Raw genomic sequence first — 17,372 nt, forward strand, 5'->3', positions numbered from 1 at the left:
CGGGTTTATGCCGCTGCGCGGGGGCGGCTGGTGTGCTCGGCGCATGAACTTCGTCAAGCGGGCAGCGTTCAGTCTGGTGGCACGGGCGGGGAAGGCCGCGCTGTTGCTGGGCGTGTTCGGGGTGATCTGCACGCTGCTGCTCGGGGGGTTCCTGCTCAGGGGGGCGACGCAGCGACGGGAGGCGGAGACGCAGCGGCGGGTGGGGGTGGACGTCACCGTGCGCGGGGACGGGCTGACCTCGGCGGTGGTCGGGCGGCTGGGGACGTATCCGCTGGTCGAGCGGTACAACGAGCTGCTGCGCGCGGTGACGGTCCCGCCGCCGGGCCTGGCGGCCGTGGTGCCGGAGGGGACCCCGGGCGGCGGCGGCAAGGACGGGCTCACGCTGAACGGCGTCCGCGCGTCGGACACGCTCCTCGACTTCGCCACCGGCCGGGTCCGTGTCGTGGCGGGCCGGGGCATCACCGTGGCGGACGCCCGCCGCAAGGTGATCCTCCTCGAACGGCGGCTGGCCGCGAAGCACGGGCTCGCGGTGGGCGACACCGTCGAGCTGGGCGGCGCGGGCGGGCGGCGGGAGCCGTTCGAGGTCGTGGGGCTCTACCGGGACACGCGCCAGGACCCGCCGCAGTGGACGTCCGCCGCCGACCTGGGCGCGAACCAGGTGTACGTGCCGGTCGCCGCCGTCACCGCGCTGGGGCTCGGGGTGAAGCCCACGGAAGCGGTCTTCACGATCGGTTCGCCCGACCTGGCGGAACGGCTGCACGCGGAGGCGGTACGGCTGCTGGGCCCGAAGGGCTTCCGCTTCGACGTCAACGACAAGGCGTACCGCGACCAGGTGCTGCCGCTGCGGCGGGTCGGGGCGTTCGCGGGGGCGCTGGTCTGGCTGATCGCGCTGTGCGGCGCGGCGATCCTCGGGCTGGTCGTCCTGCTGACGGTCAAGGAGCGGCGGGCCGAACTGGGCATGCTGCTGGCGCTGGGCGAGCGGAAGTGGAAGCTCATCGGCCAGCACACTGTCGAGGTGACCGTGCTGCTGGTGCCCGCGCTCGGGGTGGCCGCGCTGGCCGGGCAGTCCCTCGCGCACCGGGCGGGCGAGACGCTGCTGGCCCGCGAGCAGTACGGCGGCGCCGCGCCCCGCCCCGGCACCCCGTCCCGCCCCGGCACCGCGCCCCACGAAGCCGCCGCCCCCGACGACACCCCCGCCGTACCCGACATCCGCGTGAGCGCGGGCGACCTCGCCAAGGTCGCCGGAATCGGCCTCGGCATCGCGCTCGTCTCCACGGTCGTGCCCGGCGTCGGAATCCTGCGCCTGCACCCCCGCTCGATCCTCACCGACACCGAATAGCCGCACCGCGAAATCCCGACGCCCACGCCCACACCCACGCCCCCGCCCATGCGCACGCCCTCACCCATGCGCACCACCACCGACCCCCCAAGAGGCCGACTGTCATGAACTTCGTCAAACGCGCGGGCCTGAGCCTGTGGTCCCGCAAAGGCAAGACCCTGATCACCCTGGGCACTTTCCTCGTCGTCTCCGCCATGGTGCTCGGCGGCGTCCTCATCAAGTCCGGCACCGCGCGGGCGACAGAAGCCGCCAGGCAGCGGCTCGGCGCCGAGGTCACGCTCGGGGCGGACATGGACGCGCCGTTCACCGGACAGGCACCGACCATCGGCGCGGACGTCGTGGACCGGATCGGCGCGTCCCCGCTGGTGGAGAAGTACACGTACAACTCCTTCGACGGCACACGGCTGTTGAACGGCGCGAGAACCGCCACCGGCAAGCCCCTCGCCCCGGACTACCCCGCGAACTCGACACTCGCCTTCGGTGTCCTGGACTCGACGCTGATGCCGCACTTCAGCGACGGCACCTGGACGTTGCTGTCGGGGCAGCCGATCACGGCGGCCGACCGCGAGCACGACAGCGTCCTCGTCGAGGAGCGGCTGGCGAAGAAGAACGGCCTCGCGCCCGGCGGCACGCTCACGCTCGGCGAGAACGACCCGAAGGGCAAGCGCAAGGCCGTCTTCACCGTGAAGGGCGTCTACCGCGACCCGTCCGACACCATCGACAGCGAGTACGGCATCGCGCCCGGCGACCGGCTGATCGTCCCGGCCGCCGCGCTGAGCAGGCTCAACTCCGACGGCAGCGGCGGAGCGCCGCAACTCCAGGGCGCCACCTTCCGGTTGAAGGACCCGGCGACGTACGACGCCTTCCGCGCGCAGGCGGAGCGGACGGCGGGCGACGCGCTGCACGGCCTCGCCTTCGACCTCAACGACAAGGCGCTGCGGCAGATGACCGGCCCGCTGCGGAGCATCACGTCCTCCGCGACGGCGGCGATGTGGCTGATCGGGGTGGCCGGGGCGCTCGTCCTCGGCCTGCTCGCCACCCTCGCGGTCCGGCAGCGGCGACGGGAGTTCGGCGTGCTGCTCGCGATGGGCGAGAGGAAGTGGAAGCTCGTCGCCCAGCAGGCCGTGGAGATCACCGTGGCCGCCGCGCTCGCCGTCGGGCTCAGCGCGCTGTTCGCCCAGAGCCTGACGCAGAAGGCGGGCGACTCGCTGCTCAGCGGCGAAGCGGCCTCCGCCCAGCGGAAGATCGACGCCTGGCAGCCGCCGCCCCCCGGCTCCACCGGCCTCAAGGAAGGCATCGACATGAACGACAAGCCGGTCGAGGGCGCCGTCCCCATCGACTCGATCACGGTACGGCTGTCGCCGTCCGACCTCGCCACCGTCGCGGGCGTCGGCCTCGGCATCGGCCTGCTCGCCACCGCCGTCCCCGGCGCCGCCGTACTCCGGCTCACCCCGCGCACGATCCTCACGAAGGGCAAGTGACCTCCTATGAAACGGAATTCGGGCACCTCACGGACTCCGCGCGAGTCCCGGGACACCGCTGCGGCGGCAGGCGCGACCCCCGACGCCGCCCCCGAGGCCGCCTCCGACGCCACCTCCGACGCCGTCCCCGCCGCTCCCCCCGTCCTCCAACTCTCCGCCGTCAGCCACACCTACCAGGGCCAGCGGCGCAAGACCACCGTGCTCCGGCAGATCGACGTGTCCTTCGAGCGGGGCACGTTCTCCACCATCCTCGGCCCCTCGGGCAGCGGCAAGACCACCCTGCTCAGCCTGGCCAGCGGCCTGGACAGCCCCACCACGGGCACCGTCCGCTTCGACGGGCGGGACATCGCGTCCATCGGCCTCGGCCGCTACCGCAACAAGCACGCCGCCACGGTCTTCCAGCAGTACAACCTGCTGCCGTACATGACGGCCCTTCAGAACGTCGTCACCGCGATGGAGATCACCGGCGCCAGGCCCGCCACCGGGCGGCGCAAAGCCCGCGCGCTCGACATCCTGGCCGGCGTCGGCCTCGACCCCGACGCCGCGCACCGCAATGTGCTCAAGCTCTCCGGCGGGCAGCAGCAGCGCGTCGCCATCGCCCGGGCCCTGGCCTGCGACGTCGACATCCTCTTCGCCGACGAACCCACGGGCAACCTCGACGAGGACACCGCCGACAGCATCATCGACATCTTCCGCGACCTGGCGCACATCCAGCACAAGTGCGTCATCGTCGTGACCCACAGCCAGACCCTCGCCGCCCGCTCCGACCGCACCCTCACCCTCCGCAAGGGCAAAGTCACCACGACGCGGGCCGCCTGAGCCTGTCAGTGGCTCCCTATAGCGTCAGCCCATGACCGAAACCTCGACGCTGGACCCGCTCACGTTCTTCGAGTACGACCACGACCCGGGCAACTACTGCCTGCTGCTCAGCGACACCGACATGGTCCCCTTCATGGACGTCTTCGAGGAGTGCGAGCAGTACGGCAGCGGCTACGGCTGGACGGGCGTCGCCCGCTCGGCCATCCGCTCCCGCGCGCCCGAACTCCTCGACCGCGTCTCCTTCGACCCCGAAGCGGGCATGTTCGTCGCCTACGGCACGGACCCCGAAGCGCTCCAGGCCCTGGGCACCCTGCTCAAGGAGGCCCTGACCGACAAGGCGGTCCTCAAGCACCTGATAGAGACCGGCGATCCGGCCTGGTTCGACTGAACTAGGCCGCCGCGGGGCCCCGTTCCCCCGCCGACCGCCCACGCCCACCGACCACCGCCCGTGACGGACCCCCGAACCCCCGGACCCCCGGAATCACCGCATCCGCGTCAAGAAGTCGTATGAGACGTGTAAATTGGTCGCTGGTGTGCCGGGAAGTCTGGTCGGCGAATACGAGAGAACTCTCTTCGCTGATCGGGGGCACCGTCCGTGGTAATCGTGACGTGGACGCGGGCGAAACACGCGGTGCCGGATGAGTGACTGGCACGCGTGGGCGGCCGTCGCCGTCTTCTTCGGGACCTACGCGCTCATCATCAGCGAACGCGTCCACCGGGTCGCTGCGGCGCTCGGCGGCGCCGGACTGATGCTCGCGATCGGCGCGACCGACGACGTCTCCGCCTTCTACTCCGAAGACTCCGGCATCGACTGGAACGTCATCTTCCTGCTGCTGGGCATGATGATGATCGTCGGCGTGCTCAAGCGCACCGGCCTCTTCGAGTACCTGGCGATCTGGTCGGTGAAGCGGGCGCGGGCCAAACCGTTCCGCGTGATGGTGATGCTCATCGTCGTCACCGCCACCGCCTCCGCGCTGCTGGACAACGTGACGACGGTGCTGCTCGTCGCGCCCGTCACCCTGCTGGTCTGCGAACGCCTCGCCCTGCCGTCCGCGCCGTTCCTGATCGCGGAGGTCTTCGCCGCGAACATCGGCGGGGTCGCGACGCTCGTCGGCGACCCGCCCAACATCATCATCGCCAGCCGCGCGGGACTGACCTTCAACGACTTCCTCGTCCATCTGGCGCCGCTGGCCGTGGTGTTGGTGCTCGTGCTGATCGGCCTGTCACGCGTGATGTTCCGCTCGGCGTTCGACGGGGACGCCGACCGCGCGCTGGCGGTCATGGCGCTGGACGAGCGCGAGGCGATACGCGACCCGCGGATGCTCCGGCAGGGCCTGGCCGTACTCGCCCTCGTCATCGCCGGTTTCGTCCTGCACCCGGTGCTGCACCTCGAACCGAGCGTCGTGGCCCTGCTCGGCGCGGGACTGCTCGTCGCGGTGTCCCGGGCGAACACCGGCGAGGTGCTGACCGAGGTCGAGTGGCCCACCCTCGCCTTCTTCGCCGGGCTGTTCGTCATGATCGGCGGCCTGATCGACACCGGCGTCATCGGCCAGGTCTCCGACGCCCTCGCCAACGCCGTCGGCGACCGGGAACTCGGCGGCTCCATGCTGATGCTCGGCGCGTCCGCCGTCCTGTCCGGCGTCGTCGACAACATCCCGTACGTCGCCACGATGGCGCCCGTCGCCGCCGACCTCGTCCGTCACCTGGGCGGCGACCCCGACCACGTCATGTGGTGGGCGCTGACCCTCGGCGCCGACCTCGGCGGCAATGCCACCGCGATCGGCGCCTCGGCCAACGTCGTCGTGCTCGGCATCGCCGAACGCGCCCGACAGCCCATCTCCTTCTGGCAGTTCACCCGCTACGGCCTCGTCGTCACCGCCGCCACCGTCGCCGTATCGGCCCTGTATCTGTGGCTGCGCTACTTCGCGCTGGCGTGACCGCAAGCCGTACCGGAAGCCGTAGCGGAAGCCGTACGGGACCGGGAGCTCACGTCGTCGTGCAGACCGTGCCGTTGAGGGTGAAGACGGTCGGCGGGGGCGCCGCGCCGTCGTTGGCCCCGGTGAAGCCGAAGGAGGCGGAGTTGCCGCCGTTGGCGGCGAGCGTCGCGTTCCAGTCGACCGGAGTGGCCACGACCTGCCTGCCGGTCTGCGTGACCTTGGAGTTCCAGAAGCCGGACACGGACTCGCCCGCGCTGGGGAAGGCGAAGGCGAGCGTCCAGCCGGTGATCGGGCTCGGGCCGGTGTTGGTGACGGTCACCTCGGCGTTGAAGCCGTTGCCCCAGCCCGCGGTGGTGCGGTAGCCGACCTGGCAGGTCGAGTGCGCGGGGGTGCCGGTGCGTACGGTCACCGGGTCGGACGGCGGCGACAGGCGGCCGTTGGCATCCCGCGCCAGGACGTTCCAGGTGAAGGTCGTACCGGGCGTGAGGTTGTGGACGGTCGCGGAGGTGCCCGTGCTGTCGGCCAGCAGCTCGCTGACCGTGCCGACCTGCCGGTAGACCTCGTAACGGGTCACCGCGCCGCCGGTCGACGGCGTCCAGCTCACGGTGGCGGTGGTGTCCCCGGCCGCGGTCACCTTCGGCGCGCCGGGCGCGGTCAGGGCCGAGCCCGTACCGGCCTTGGGGTGCAGGGTGACGGTGGTCAACGAGTAGGGCGGCAGCGTCTGTTGGGCGCTGTAGGCCGACGTGACGGTGTCGATCGCGGCGGCCTGGTCGCGGTAGGTGTCCACGGTCACCCCTGCCGACGTGTCGGGGGTGAAGCCGGTGTAGTGCAGGGCCACGGTCCGCGCCGCCGACGGGTCCTTGTTGATCAGCAGCACGCTCAGGTCGCCGTTGGCACGGCGCACGGCGTGCGCCGCGACCGTCGCGGCACCGCTGCCCGCGCCGACCATCCGGTCCCCCGGCCGCCCGAGCCGGCTCAGCATCTGGATCGCGTAGTACGGCGGGAACGGCGTGTTGAGCGCGGGCTCGCAGACCGTGCCGACGCAGTTGGCGCTGGACAGCACTCCCCAATCGCCGTAATCGGTGGCGCCGTTGGGCGACGTCGAGATCTGCTGGGCGCCGTTGTGCGTGTCCCACCAGTCGACGGTGAACACCCCGTTCTGAAGGGCGGTCAGATACGCGTCGGCGCCGAACAGCGCGTTCGGCTGCGTGTCCACGTCCCGGCCGCCGTTGACCTCGGTGAGCGCGATCGGGGTGTCGCCCGCGCCCGCCGCGGTCAACTGGTCCTTCAACTGGCCGAGTTCACCGGCGAGCTGCGAGGGCGTGTTGAGCATCTGCGCGGTGTCCGACGTGCTCGGGTACCAGTGCACGATCACGAAGTCGGCCTTGCCCGCGATCAGCGGGATGACCGTGTGGTTCCAGTCGGCGCTCTCGCCGTCGGCCATCACGCCGTCCGGCCAGTTGCCCGGCATGGTCAGCACCGCCCCGACCTTCACCGTCGGGTCCACGGCCTTCATCGCCGACACGTACTGGAGCACGTTGTTCGCGTACGCGGCGGGCGACTTGTCGGCGTGGTCGTCCTGCTCCCAGCCGGAGCCGTAATGCCCGTTCCCGTACAGCTCGTTGCCCACCTCCCAGAACTTCGCGCCGTACCCCTTGGTGACGTTGGCGTACCGCACCCAGTCCGCGGCCTCCTGCGGTGTGCCGGAGCCGTAGTTGGCGATGAGCATCGGCTGGGCGCCGATCTTCTTGACCGTGCCCATGAACGCGTCGAAGTCCGTGCCGGGCGCCACGTATCCGCCGGGCGCGGTGTTCGTCCGCCAGTGGTAGATGTCGCCGTACGAGCCGCCGGGGTAGCGCAGCATTCCGACGTCGGCGGCCTGGAGCAGGTCCTGGACCTGCGGCTCGTTCATCTGCGCGTCCCACACGGCGCTGTTGAGGCCGTACGCCGTGCCGGGGATCGTCCCCAGGCCCTCGTTGGCGTTGACGGTGACGTCCGCGGGCGCCGCGGGCGGGTCGTCGGCCCGCGCGGTGGCGCCGCCGAGCAGCAGCGTGCCGAGGAGCGCGGCGGCGGAGGCCGCGGCCACGAGCGGGCGGCGGCGCCCGCGTAAGGGCTGGGGGCCGGGGGGCATGACAAGACGCACGGCGTACTCACCTTCGGGAGGCGGGATGTGGGGGGTCGTGCCGCGTACGCGTGGGAGCGCTCCCACAATGCGGGCGACCGCCTCCACTGTCAATGGTTCGCACGCCCCACCCCGTCCGGGGCGGTGGCCGGGCGCGACGCGGGTCGCGCGGCGGTTCATGCACGCGGGGAATTTCGTCTCGCACGGCGACCGGCGCGTCGAGCACCTCAGCGACGACGGCACCGTCCGCGCCACGGTCGCCTTCGCGCCGGGCGAGGCGCCCGTCACCCTCCACGGCTACGCCCCCCGCAAGCCCGCCGTGGCCGCCACCACCGGCTCCGTCGGCTACGTCAGCGCCGTCGGCTACGACACCGGCACCGAGCTCTTCCGCTTCACCGCCACCGCCGACCCCGGCGCGTCGGGCGGCAACCGCGCGGCGCTCTCCATCACGGCTCTCCGTCACGGCTCTCCATCACGGCTCTCCGTCACGGCTCTCCATCACGGCTCTCCCTCACGCCCTGATTCCCGGGGACCGGCCCGCGCGGACAACGCGTATTCGGCGGGGCCGACCGGCCGGTCGGCCCCGCTCTCGCGTCCGCGCGCGAGATCTCCCGTGGGTACGCATGTTTGAAAGGCGCGGGCCGGTAAAGGCGGTTGTCGACAGGGACTTTCCGGGGGACAGAAGGGGAAGAGGGCGTCGTGGGAATTCTCGCATGGATCATCATCGGATTGCTGGCCGGGGCTATCGCCAAGGCACTGATGCCGGGGCGCGACCCGGGCGGTGTCATCGTGACGATGGTCATCGGCATTCTCGGAGGACTGCTCGGCGGCTGGCTGGGCAAGGTCATCTTCCACGTCCACTCGATCAAGGGCTTCTTCCATCTGTCCACGTGGATCGCGGCCATCGTCGGCTCGCTGATCCTGCTGGTGATCTACCGCGTCGTGACGGATCGACGCCGCGCCTGAGCCCCAGGCGCTCGCGGCCCGCTGATTGGCCGCTGAATCCGGGGGCAGAAGACACTTCAGGAGGTTGATCGTCATGGCAGCGTTGCTCATCGTTCTTCTACTGGCGCTGGTTCTCATCGGCGCAGGCTTCGCCGTGAAACTGCTTTTGTGGATCGGTATCGTGGTACTGGTCCTGTGGGCGCTGGGATTCCTGCTGCGCTCGACCGGCCCGAGCGGCACTCGTGGCCGCTGGTACCGCTGGTAAACGGCCAGGAAGCCAAGCGAATCAGGAAAAGCACCCAGAAAAAACGGCACGGCACAGAGCCAGGAAAGAGGAATTCATCATGAGCGACAGCGACAAGGCGAAGGCCAAGGTCGACCAGGTGAAGGGCAAGGCCAAGGAGACCGTCGGTCACGCCGTCGGCAACGAGAGCCTTGAGGCCGAGGGCCGTGCCGACCAGGCCAAGGGCGATGTCCGTCAGGCCGGCGAGAAGGTCAAGGACGCCGCCAAGGACGTCTTCCACAGCAACAAGAGCGACGACTGAGGGCTGAAGCCCCCGCCTCGCCCCTCGCGCCCCCAGGAGGATCACCTCCCGGGGGGCGCGCGTGTGTCCGCGTACGCCCGTCCGCGTGCACCCGTCCGCGTGCACCCGTCCACGTACACCCGTCCGTGTACACCCACCCGGGTGGTCTCCGTACGCGCGCGGGCGGGTCGGCGCACATCCCCCTCGCGGCTCCCCCGCGCACCTTCCGCGCGCACTCCCTCGATTGGCCCCGCGCACGCTCCTTCGCACGGCGCACGGCGCACGGTCACGGCCCGTCGCCCCACGCGCACCACCAGCCACTCACATTCGGCTGAAGATGCCATGGACACGACACTCCAGCGGAGTTAGCGTGGCACCCGCTCACGTTTCGGCGACGTTACGCAGGCGCAGCTGGACAACGTTGTCGAGGCGGGATTCGGGTCGATTCCGGCACCACCGGCCCCACCACGCACTCCCCCCTTCCCCCAAAAGGACTTGGAGTTGTCGCTATGAAGCGATCGGCTGCTCTCCTCGGCGCGTTAGCACTCGCCGCGACCGCCTGGACGGCGGGCACGGCGCACGCCGCGCCGGCCTCGCCCGCGGGCGTCCGTCAGACGTCCGTCTCCGCCGCGCAGCAGAGCGCGGCGGAGCGTTTCTGGACACCCGAGCGCCTGCGCGGCGCGAAGGACGTGACCGATCTGCCCGCCGCCACGGGCACGGCCGCCGCCCGTACGACGGCGGCGCCCGCCGCCTCGGGTTCCCGCGTGGCGGTCCCGCCGGTCGCGGGGCCGCGCACGACGGCGGGCGGCCGGGTCACCCCGATGTCCTCGCCCACCGCGTGGAACGGCGGCGGCCTGATCAGCACGACCGCGGGCAAGGTCTTCTTCCAGAACTCCTCGGGCGGCACCTTCGCCTGTTCCGCGACCGTCGCCAACGCCGACAACAAGTCGGTGGTCCTCACCGCGGGCCACTGCATCGTCAACGCGGGCACCGGCGAGTCCTACCAGAACTGGGTCTTCATCCCCGGCTACAACCACGGCAACCGCCCGTTCGGCACCTTCTCCGCCCGCGTCCTGTACTGGTGGTCCGGCTATGTCTCGACGGCGGGCAACGCCAACTGGGACTTCGCCTACGCGGTGGTGAACACCGTCAACGGCCGTTCGCTGGTGGACACCGTGGGCGCCGAGGGCATCGCCTTCAACTCGCCGACCGGCCAGCACGTGCACTCCTTCGGCTACGGCGGCTCGGACGCCGAGGGCAACGGCGAGCAGCTCAACCACTGCGAGGGCACCGAGTATCCGGACGCCGGGCGCGGCGACTCCACGATGTGGGGCATCGACTGCGTGCAGACCGGCGGCTCCAGCGGCGGCGGCTTCCTGTCCAACTTCGACACGGGCGCGGGCACGGGGTACCTGGTCGGCAACATCAGCGTCAGCTCGGGCAACAACGAGTACCACCCGTACCTGGGCGACGCGGCCCTGACGACGTATCAGGCGGCGGGCGCGGCGTGACGCTGCCGCGGCATGGTCCCCGCGCGGTCTGACGCCGGCGCGGCCTGACGCCGGGGCGATCTGATGCCGGGGCGGCCTGTCTCTGGTACCGCCTGACGCGGGCGCGGCCCGGCACGGAAGTGGCTCCTGATGTGCGGGCGTTCGCGCCGGGCGGGGACCTCCCGTCCGGCGCGAGCGCGCACCGAGGCGTGAACCCGGCATTCACCTGACGTCGGCGCGCAGTTCACCGGTGACCGACAGGTTCAGGACCATGACATCACGCACTTCAGGACGCTTCTCCCGCAAGCGCACCCGGATCGTCGTCGCGATCGGCGCCACGCTCGTCGTGGTGGGTACGGGCACGGCCGCCGCCCACACCGCGGGCTGGATCTCGGCCCCCTCGCACGACTTCGGCGCGACCGCCGACACCTTCTCCGGCCACGGCCAGGTCACCGGCAATGTGCTGCGGAACGACGTCGGCGCGACCGCGGTCGTACGGCACACGGACCCGAAGGACGGTACGGCGACGGTCGACGCGGACGGCTCGTTCACGTACACCCCGCGCCCCGGCTTCACGGGCACGGACACCTTCACGTACACGACGACCGACGCCGTGCGGCTCTTCAAGGACACGCGGCGCGACGGGTCGGCGCTGCCGCCGCTCGCCACGGTAGCGGGGCCCGGCGGCACGACCACGCGCATCTCCGGTGAGGGCTACGGCTCCTCGCTCGCGCCGGTGCCGGGCAGGCCCGGGCACTTCTACGGCCTGACCGACCGCGGTCCGAACGCCGACGCTCCCGACGGCAACAAGTCCGAGATGCTGCTCGACTTCACGCCGCAGATCGGCGAGTTCCAGCTCGTGGACGGCAAGGCGAAGCTCCTCAAGCGGGTCACGCTGAAGGGCCCGAAGAGCCGGGGCGGCGTCCCCTACAGCGGCCGTCCGCCGCACGACACGAGCGAGACGATCGACGACGTCAACGCGACGAACGCCAACGGCGGCAAGCCCGTTCCCGTCGCCAGGGACCCGTACGGCTACGACTCCGAGGGCCTGGTCGCGCTGCGCGACGGCACCTTCTGGGTCTCCGACGAGTACGGCCCGTACATCACCCACTTCGACGCCGACGGCTACGAGTTGGGGCGGCTGACCCCGTACCGCGACAGCGCCGACAACGCCTTCCACAAGATCGTCGGCTACCTGCCGGCCGAACTCGCGTACCGCGTCAAGAACAAGGGCATGGAGGGGCTGACGGTCACGCCGGACGGCTCGAAGCTGGTGGGCGTCATGCAGTCCGCGCTCCAGCAGCCCGACCTCGGCGGTACCAAGGCCGGGAATGTGGCGGCGACCCGGATCATCACCGTCGACCTCCGTAACTACAAGGCCAAGCAGTACCTCTACCTGCTCGACAACCCGGCGACGACCGGCGCCGCGAACAGCGAGATCACCGCGCTGTCGAACACTACGTTCCTCGTCGACGAACGGGACGGGAACTACGAGCCGTTCGCCTCCAAGACGCTCTTCCAGGTCGACATCAACGGGGCCACCGACGTCAGCGGCCTGACCCTCGGCGGCAAGTCCCCCGAGGCGCTGGTCGGTACGGGCGGCACCAACGCGGCCCTCACCGCGCTCACGGCCGCGGGCGTCAACGTCGCCCAGAAGCAGCCCTATCTCAACGTCGGCACCCTGGTCAGCCAACTCGACCCCACCGGTGCCTTCTTCGCCCACGACAAGGTCGAGGGCGTCGCCACCGCCGACGCCGGCCGGACCCTCTACCTCTCCAACGACGACGACTTCGGCATCGACACCATCGCCGTGGACCCGGACGGCACGTGGACCGTCCACCAGAAGGTCCTCCCGCCCACGTCCAAGCCCGACAACGGCGAGATCCTGAAGGTCGACACCACCAAGCTCCCCGCGGTCCTCAAGACCGTGACGGTGACCGTCCGCGTGCGCTGACCCGCACCGGCATACGCCCATACGCCCGTACGCCCTCGGGCCGCCCGCTCGGGCAGAGCGGGCGGCCCGGCGGCCCGGCGGTCGGACGAACGGCTGGCGGTCGGCGGTCGGCGGGCGGACGAACGGGCCAAGCGGAGCCCGGCGTTCTCCCTTGGCCGAACGGGATGTGCCGATACGATGACGGTCCGTGAGGCGGCCGGGGTCGGTGGGGGGCGGGCGGGGTGGATCCGTTGGTGTTGGCGGCGGGAACGACGCTGGTGAGTGCGATGGCCAGTGACGCCTGGGAGGACGCGCGGGCGACCGCGCTGGCGCTGTGGCGGCGCGTGCATCCCGAGCGAGTGGCCACCGTAGAGGCCGAGTTGGCCGAGGTCCGGATGGATGTGCTGGCCGCGCGGGACAGCGGGGACGCCGAGACGGAGACGCAGCTCGCCGCGGACTGGCAACGCAGATTGCAGCGCATGCTGGACGCGGACCCGGCGCTGGCCGCCGAACTGCGCCGCGTGCTGGACGAGTTGAGCCCGGCCGCGGCCCCGACGACTCCCGGGACGACGGTCACCCAGCGCGCCACCGTCTCCGGCCGAGGCAACCGCGTCTTCCAGGCGGGCGGCAGCATCCACCTCACCGATGCCCCCGACGCCTGACCCGGCCGGACCGGCCGGCACTCCCGCCACCGACGGCCGAGCGGACGCCCGTTCGCTGGAGCAGACCGCGACGGCGTCCGGCGACAGCCGGATCAACCAGGCGGGCGGCGATATCTACTACGCCGCCCGCGACTTGTTCATGTACGGCGCCCGCGGCCGGACCGACCGGCGCGCCGACGGGCCCGCGGGTGACGACGACCGGTGCCCGTACCCCGGCCTGGCCCCCTTCGGCGTCGACCAGGCGCAGTGGTACTTCGGGCGCGATCCCCTGATCACCGAGGTCGTCGCGCAACTGGAGGCGGGCGGACCGCTGGCGGTGGTCGGCCCTTCGGGGTCGGGCAAGTCGTCGCTGCTCATGGCGGGTCTACGGCCCGCGCTGAGCGGCAACCGCTTTCCGGTGGAGGGTTCGCGGGACTGGCCGCAGCTCGTCCTGACGCCCACGGCGCACCCGCTCGCGGCACTGGCCGGGCAGCTGGCCGCCGCGACCGGCGAAGAGGCCGCCGCCGTACAGCAGGCGTTACGGACCGACCCCGGCGGCTACACCGACCGGCTCAGCGTCGCCCTGGCCGCGCGGGCCGGGGCGAGCGGCGCACCGGCGCCCCGCCTCGTCGTGATCGTGGACCAGCTCGAAGAGCTGTTCACCCTCTGCACCGACGACACCGAGCGCCGCGCCTTCATCGACGCCGTCAGCCGTATGGCGCAGGAGCCCGCGCCGAGCCACGTGTCGGGCCCCGCGCCTGGCCCCGTGCCCCACGGGACCCCGCCCCCGGTCCTGCTCGTCCTCGGCCTCCGCGCCGACTTCTACGGCCACGCCATCGCCCACCCGCGACTGCGCGCGGTGCTCAGGGGCCGCCAGGTCCTGGTCGGGCCGATGACCGAGGACGAGTTGCGCGCCGCGATCGTCGCGCCCGCCGAGGCGACCGGGCTGACGATGGAACCGGGCCTGGAAGAGCTGCTGTTGCGGGACCTCGGCGTCTTCCCCGACGACCCGACGGTCGGCGACCCCGACCCCGACGCGTGGTTCACCGCGGGCCGACTGCCGCTGCTGGCCCACGCGTTGCACATGACGTGGATACGGCGCAGCCGCAGTGCGCTGACCGTGGCGGACTACCAGGCCACCGGCGGAATCCGGCAGGCGATCTCCACGTCGGCCGAACGCGCCTACGCCGGACTGGACATGGCCGCCCGACAGGCGGCGGAGGCACTGTTCCTGCGGCTCGTACGCATCGGGCACGGCGCCGAGGACACCCGGCGGCGCGCGTCACTGGGCGAGTTGGCCACCGACGGCTCCGCGGCCTCGGCGACGGCCGCCGCGCTGACCGCGTTCAGCCGGGCCCGGCTGCTCACCCTGGACGGCGCCCCGGAAGGCGGCGAACCGCACGGCGACGGGCCGCACGGCGACGGGCCCGAGGACGAGAGCCGCGCCGCGGCCCGCGTCACCGTCCAGATCACCCACGAGGCGCTGATCCGCGCGTGGCCCCGCCTGCGCCGCTGGATCGACCGCGGCCGGGCGGACATCCTGGTGCGCCAGGAGCTGGAGGAGGCGGCACGGGCGTGGAGCGAGCACGGCGGCTCCGACCACGCCCTGCTGTTCCGGGGCAGTCGGCTGGAGCGCGCGACCACCGCTGCGACCTCCGCCCCCGACCATCTGAGCCCGGCGGCACGGAACTTCCTCGCCGCCTCGACCCAACAGGCCGCGCGGGCGGCGCGATTACGGCGCAATGTCATCGCCGTACTCACCGCCCTGGTGCTGATCGCCTCCGGCACCGCCGTCTTCGCCTTCCAGCAGCGCGCGACCGCGCAGACGCAGCGGGACACCGCGCGCAAGGAGCGGGACACCGCCATCGCGGGCCAGGTCGCGATCGAGGCCGACCGCGTCCGCGTCAGCGACCCGTCGCTCGCCGCCCTGCTCGACCTGGCCTCGTACCGGATGCGGCCGGACGACGACAAGTACACCAACCTCCTGTCCTGGGCGAACGGCCCGCTGGCGGCCCTGGTGCCGGGGGCGACGGGCGCGCCGGCCTTCAGCGGGGACGGCAGGCGGATGGCGACCAGGGCCGCGGACGGCTCGGTGACGGTGTGGGACAGCCGCGACCCGTCGCACCCGCGCCGCGTCGGGCGGGCCGTACCGGGCCTGAAGAGCGCCGCCGACGTACGGTTGAGCCGGGACGGGCGACGGCTGGCGGTGTACGCGCCGCTCGCCCGCGACGCGACCGAGGGCTCGGACGGGACGACGGCCGACAGCTCCGCCCCGCACCCCGTACTCGACCTGTGGGACGTGTCCGACCCGGCGCACTTCCGCCGCACCGGCAGCATGACGGGCACCGAGGACACCCGCATGGTCGCGTTCACCCCGGACGGACGGGAGTTCATCACCGCCGACGTGGGCGTCGACGGCGGGACCACGACGCTGTGGAGCCTCACCGACCCCGCTCACCCGAAGCCCGGCGCCGAACGGCCTGGCGCGGCCGTCGCGTTGAGCCACGACGGACGCACCCTCGCGGTGTGGGAGGACGGCAACACCCTGCAACTCGTCGACGTCTCCGCGCCCGGCCGCTTCGAGGAGCTGCTGCCGCAGGGCCTGCAAGTGGGCGCCACACTGACGCCCGACGTCGCCTTCTCCGCGGACGGCCGGTGGCTGGCCACCGCGGGCGACCCCGGCGGCAACGGGGAGCCGAGCACCCTGTCCCCGGAGACGCTGCGCGTCTGGGACCTGACCGTCCGGACCCGGCCCGCCCTGCACAACGAGCACCAACTCCCGCGCGGGGCGGCTCTGTCCATGGCCATGCGGCCGGACGGCCAGGTGCTCGCGACCGCAGGGGACGACCGTACGGTCACGCTCTGGCGCGTCGCCGACACCGGCCTGGCGTCGTCCTCGCTGGAGGAGGAGTTCCCGCATCCGCTCGTCGCGATGTACGCGCCGCTGGGCGGACACACCGAGACCGTGGACGCCTTGGCGTTCTCCCCGGACGGGTCCGCCCTGGCCAGCGGCGACGGCTCCACCGTCCGGGTCTGGGACCTTCCGCCCGCGGTCGCGACCCCGGGCGGCGCCGTCGACTCGATCACCGTCCTGCCCGGCGACAGGACGCTGGTCGCCGGAGTCGACGACAACTCCTCCGTCCCGCACTCCGCCGTCGGGATGTGGAATCTGACGAACGCCCGCGGTCCGACGCCGACCGGCCGGCCGACGCCCGGACCCGACGGCCGGACCTCGGTCTTCGCCGTCAGCCCCGACGGGCGCACCCTGGCGACGGCCGTGGGCGACATGGACGTCGCCGCGGACGGGACCACGATCGCGCTGTGGAGCCTCGCCGACCCGGCCCGCCCCGCGCCGCTGGGCGAGCCCTTCGGCGAGCCCTCCGGAGCGTCGATCCGCAAGCTGTCGTTCACGGCGGACGGCAAGCGCCTGTGGTCCACCACCGCGCTCCACAGCAGCCTCTGGGACATCTCGGGCCCGGCCGGCCCCCGCCCCCTGGTCGCCGACTCACCGCTCCGGGGGAACCTGCTGGCCCTCGGCGCCGACGGGCGCCTCACCCTGACCGAGAACACCCCCGAGCCGTACCAGCTCTGGGACACCCGCGACGCCACCCGCCCGGCCGCGCTCGCCGCCATCCCCACCAGCGCCTACGGGGACTCCCGCTACGGCGCGTCGGCCGCCGCCTTCTCCGCCGACGGCCGCACGCTCGCCCTCTCCCACGACCGCACCCTGCGCCTGTGGGACGTCTCCGACCCGCACAGGCCCGCCGCCCTCGGCGGCCCGATGACCGGACACGGCGACCGGATCGAGTCCCTGGCCTTCGTCCCCCACACCTCGCTGCTGGCCAGCGCGAGCGCCGACAACACCGTCCGCCTCTGGGACGTCTCCGACCTCCACCACCCCGCGCCCAAGGGCCGCCCCCTGCCCGCCCCCGGCGCGGGCCCCCTCGCCCCCACCCACGACGGCCGCACCCTCATCACCTCCTCCGTCGCGGGCACCCTCCGCCGCTGGCCCCTCGCCCCCGACACCGCCGCCGCCCGCGTCTGCGCCGCCACCGCCAACGTCCTCACCGACGCGGTGTGGACCGCCCACTTCCCCGGCATTCCCTACCAACGGCCGTGCTCGTAAGGTCCGTTGGCCCGA

14 protein-coding genes are annotated in these 17,372 nt (G+C 72.3%); 13 read left to right on the forward strand and 1 reads right to left on the reverse strand.

The annotated features are described in order from the left end of the window. Positions 1–43 precede the first annotated feature (43 nt). The 5 genes from ACZ4EF_RS14120 (at position 44) to ACZ4EF_RS14140 (ending at position 5,576) form a co-directional block, all read left to right on the forward strand. Positions 44–1,339, forward strand: a complete 1,296-nt coding sequence (locus tag ACZ4EF_RS14120) for an ABC transporter permease (protein WP_467504552.1) — start codon at positions 44–46, stop codon at positions 1,337–1,339. A gap of 104 nt (positions 1,340–1,443) precedes the next feature. After that, on the forward strand, positions 1,444–2,820 hold the full coding sequence (locus tag ACZ4EF_RS14125; protein ID WP_467504554.1) for an ABC transporter permease: 1,377 nt from the start codon (positions 1,444–1,446) through the stop codon (positions 2,818–2,820). Positions 2,821–2,826: 6 nt separating this feature from the next. Next, positions 2,827–3,639, forward strand: coding sequence for an ABC transporter ATP-binding protein (locus ACZ4EF_RS14130; RefSeq protein ID WP_467504556.1), 813 nt, complete (start codon positions 2,827–2,829; stop codon positions 3,637–3,639). Positions 3,640–3,670: 31 nt separating this feature from the next. Continuing rightward, positions 3,671–4,027, forward strand: coding sequence for an immunity 51 family protein (locus tag ACZ4EF_RS14135; protein WP_467504558.1), 357 nt, complete (start codon positions 3,671–3,673; stop codon positions 4,025–4,027). Between the two features lie 250 nt (positions 4,028–4,277). After that, on the forward strand, positions 4,278–5,576 hold the full coding sequence (locus ACZ4EF_RS14140; RefSeq protein ID WP_401717455.1) for an ArsB/NhaD family transporter: 1,299 nt from the start codon (positions 4,278–4,280) through the stop codon (positions 5,574–5,576). 49 nt (positions 5,577–5,625) lie between these two features. Here ACZ4EF_RS14140 and ACZ4EF_RS14145 read toward each other — a convergent pair whose 3' ends face one another. Continuing rightward, positions 5,626–7,719, reverse strand: a complete 2,094-nt coding sequence (locus tag ACZ4EF_RS14145; RefSeq protein WP_401305746.1) for a cellulose binding domain-containing protein — start codon at positions 7,717–7,719, stop codon at positions 5,626–5,628. 157 nt (positions 7,720–7,876) lie between these two features. On the opposite strand from ACZ4EF_RS14145, the gene ACZ4EF_RS14150 reads away from it, so the two are divergent. From ACZ4EF_RS14150 to ACZ4EF_RS14185, 8 genes are all read left to right on the forward strand, one after another. Beyond that, the gene (locus ACZ4EF_RS14150) at positions 7,877–8,329 is read left to right on the forward strand and encodes a hypothetical protein (protein WP_467504561.1); all 453 of its coding nucleotides are present in this window, start codon (positions 7,877–7,879) and stop codon (positions 8,327–8,329) included. Positions 8,330–8,397: 68 nt separating this feature from the next. Beyond that, positions 8,398–8,664: a GlsB/YeaQ/YmgE family stress response membrane protein gene (locus ACZ4EF_RS14155; RefSeq protein ID WP_355339983.1), complete on the forward strand. Its 267-nt coding sequence runs from the start codon at positions 8,398–8,400 to the stop codon at positions 8,662–8,664. A 73-nt stretch (positions 8,665–8,737) separates the two neighbouring features. Next, entirely contained in the window at positions 8,738–8,908 is a 171-nt protein-coding gene (locus tag ACZ4EF_RS14160) for a hydrophobic protein (protein WP_355339981.1), read from the forward strand. A 79-nt stretch (positions 8,909–8,987) separates the two neighbouring features. Then, positions 8,988–9,188, forward strand: coding sequence for a CsbD family protein (locus ACZ4EF_RS14165; RefSeq protein WP_355339978.1), 201 nt, complete (start codon positions 8,988–8,990; stop codon positions 9,186–9,188). A 488-nt stretch (positions 9,189–9,676) separates the two neighbouring features. After that, positions 9,677–10,678 carry a trypsin-like serine peptidase gene (locus ACZ4EF_RS14170; RefSeq protein WP_467504563.1) on the forward strand — a complete coding sequence of 334 codons (1,002 nt, stop codon included), beginning with the start codon at positions 9,677–9,679 and terminating at the stop codon, positions 10,676–10,678. Between the two features lie 250 nt (positions 10,679–10,928). After that, complete coding sequence (locus ACZ4EF_RS14175; protein ID WP_467504565.1) at positions 10,929–12,611, forward strand: esterase-like activity of phytase family protein; 1,683 nt, start codon at positions 10,929–10,931, stop codon at positions 12,609–12,611. Positions 12,612–12,877: 266 nt separating this feature from the next. Then, a complete protein-coding gene (locus ACZ4EF_RS14180) occupies positions 12,878–13,252 on the forward strand; it encodes a hypothetical protein (RefSeq protein WP_467504567.1) in 375 nt (124 codons plus the stop codon). Continuing rightward, complete coding sequence (locus ACZ4EF_RS14185) at positions 13,236–17,357, forward strand: NACHT and WD repeat domain-containing protein (protein WP_467504569.1); 4,122 nt, start codon at positions 13,236–13,238, stop codon at positions 17,355–17,357. The genes ACZ4EF_RS14180 and ACZ4EF_RS14185 overlap by 17 nt, the downstream gene beginning before the upstream one ends. Positions 17,358–17,372: the final 15 nt, after the last annotated feature.

This window comes from Streptomyces sp. NPDC025721 (genome assembly GCF_055558595.1).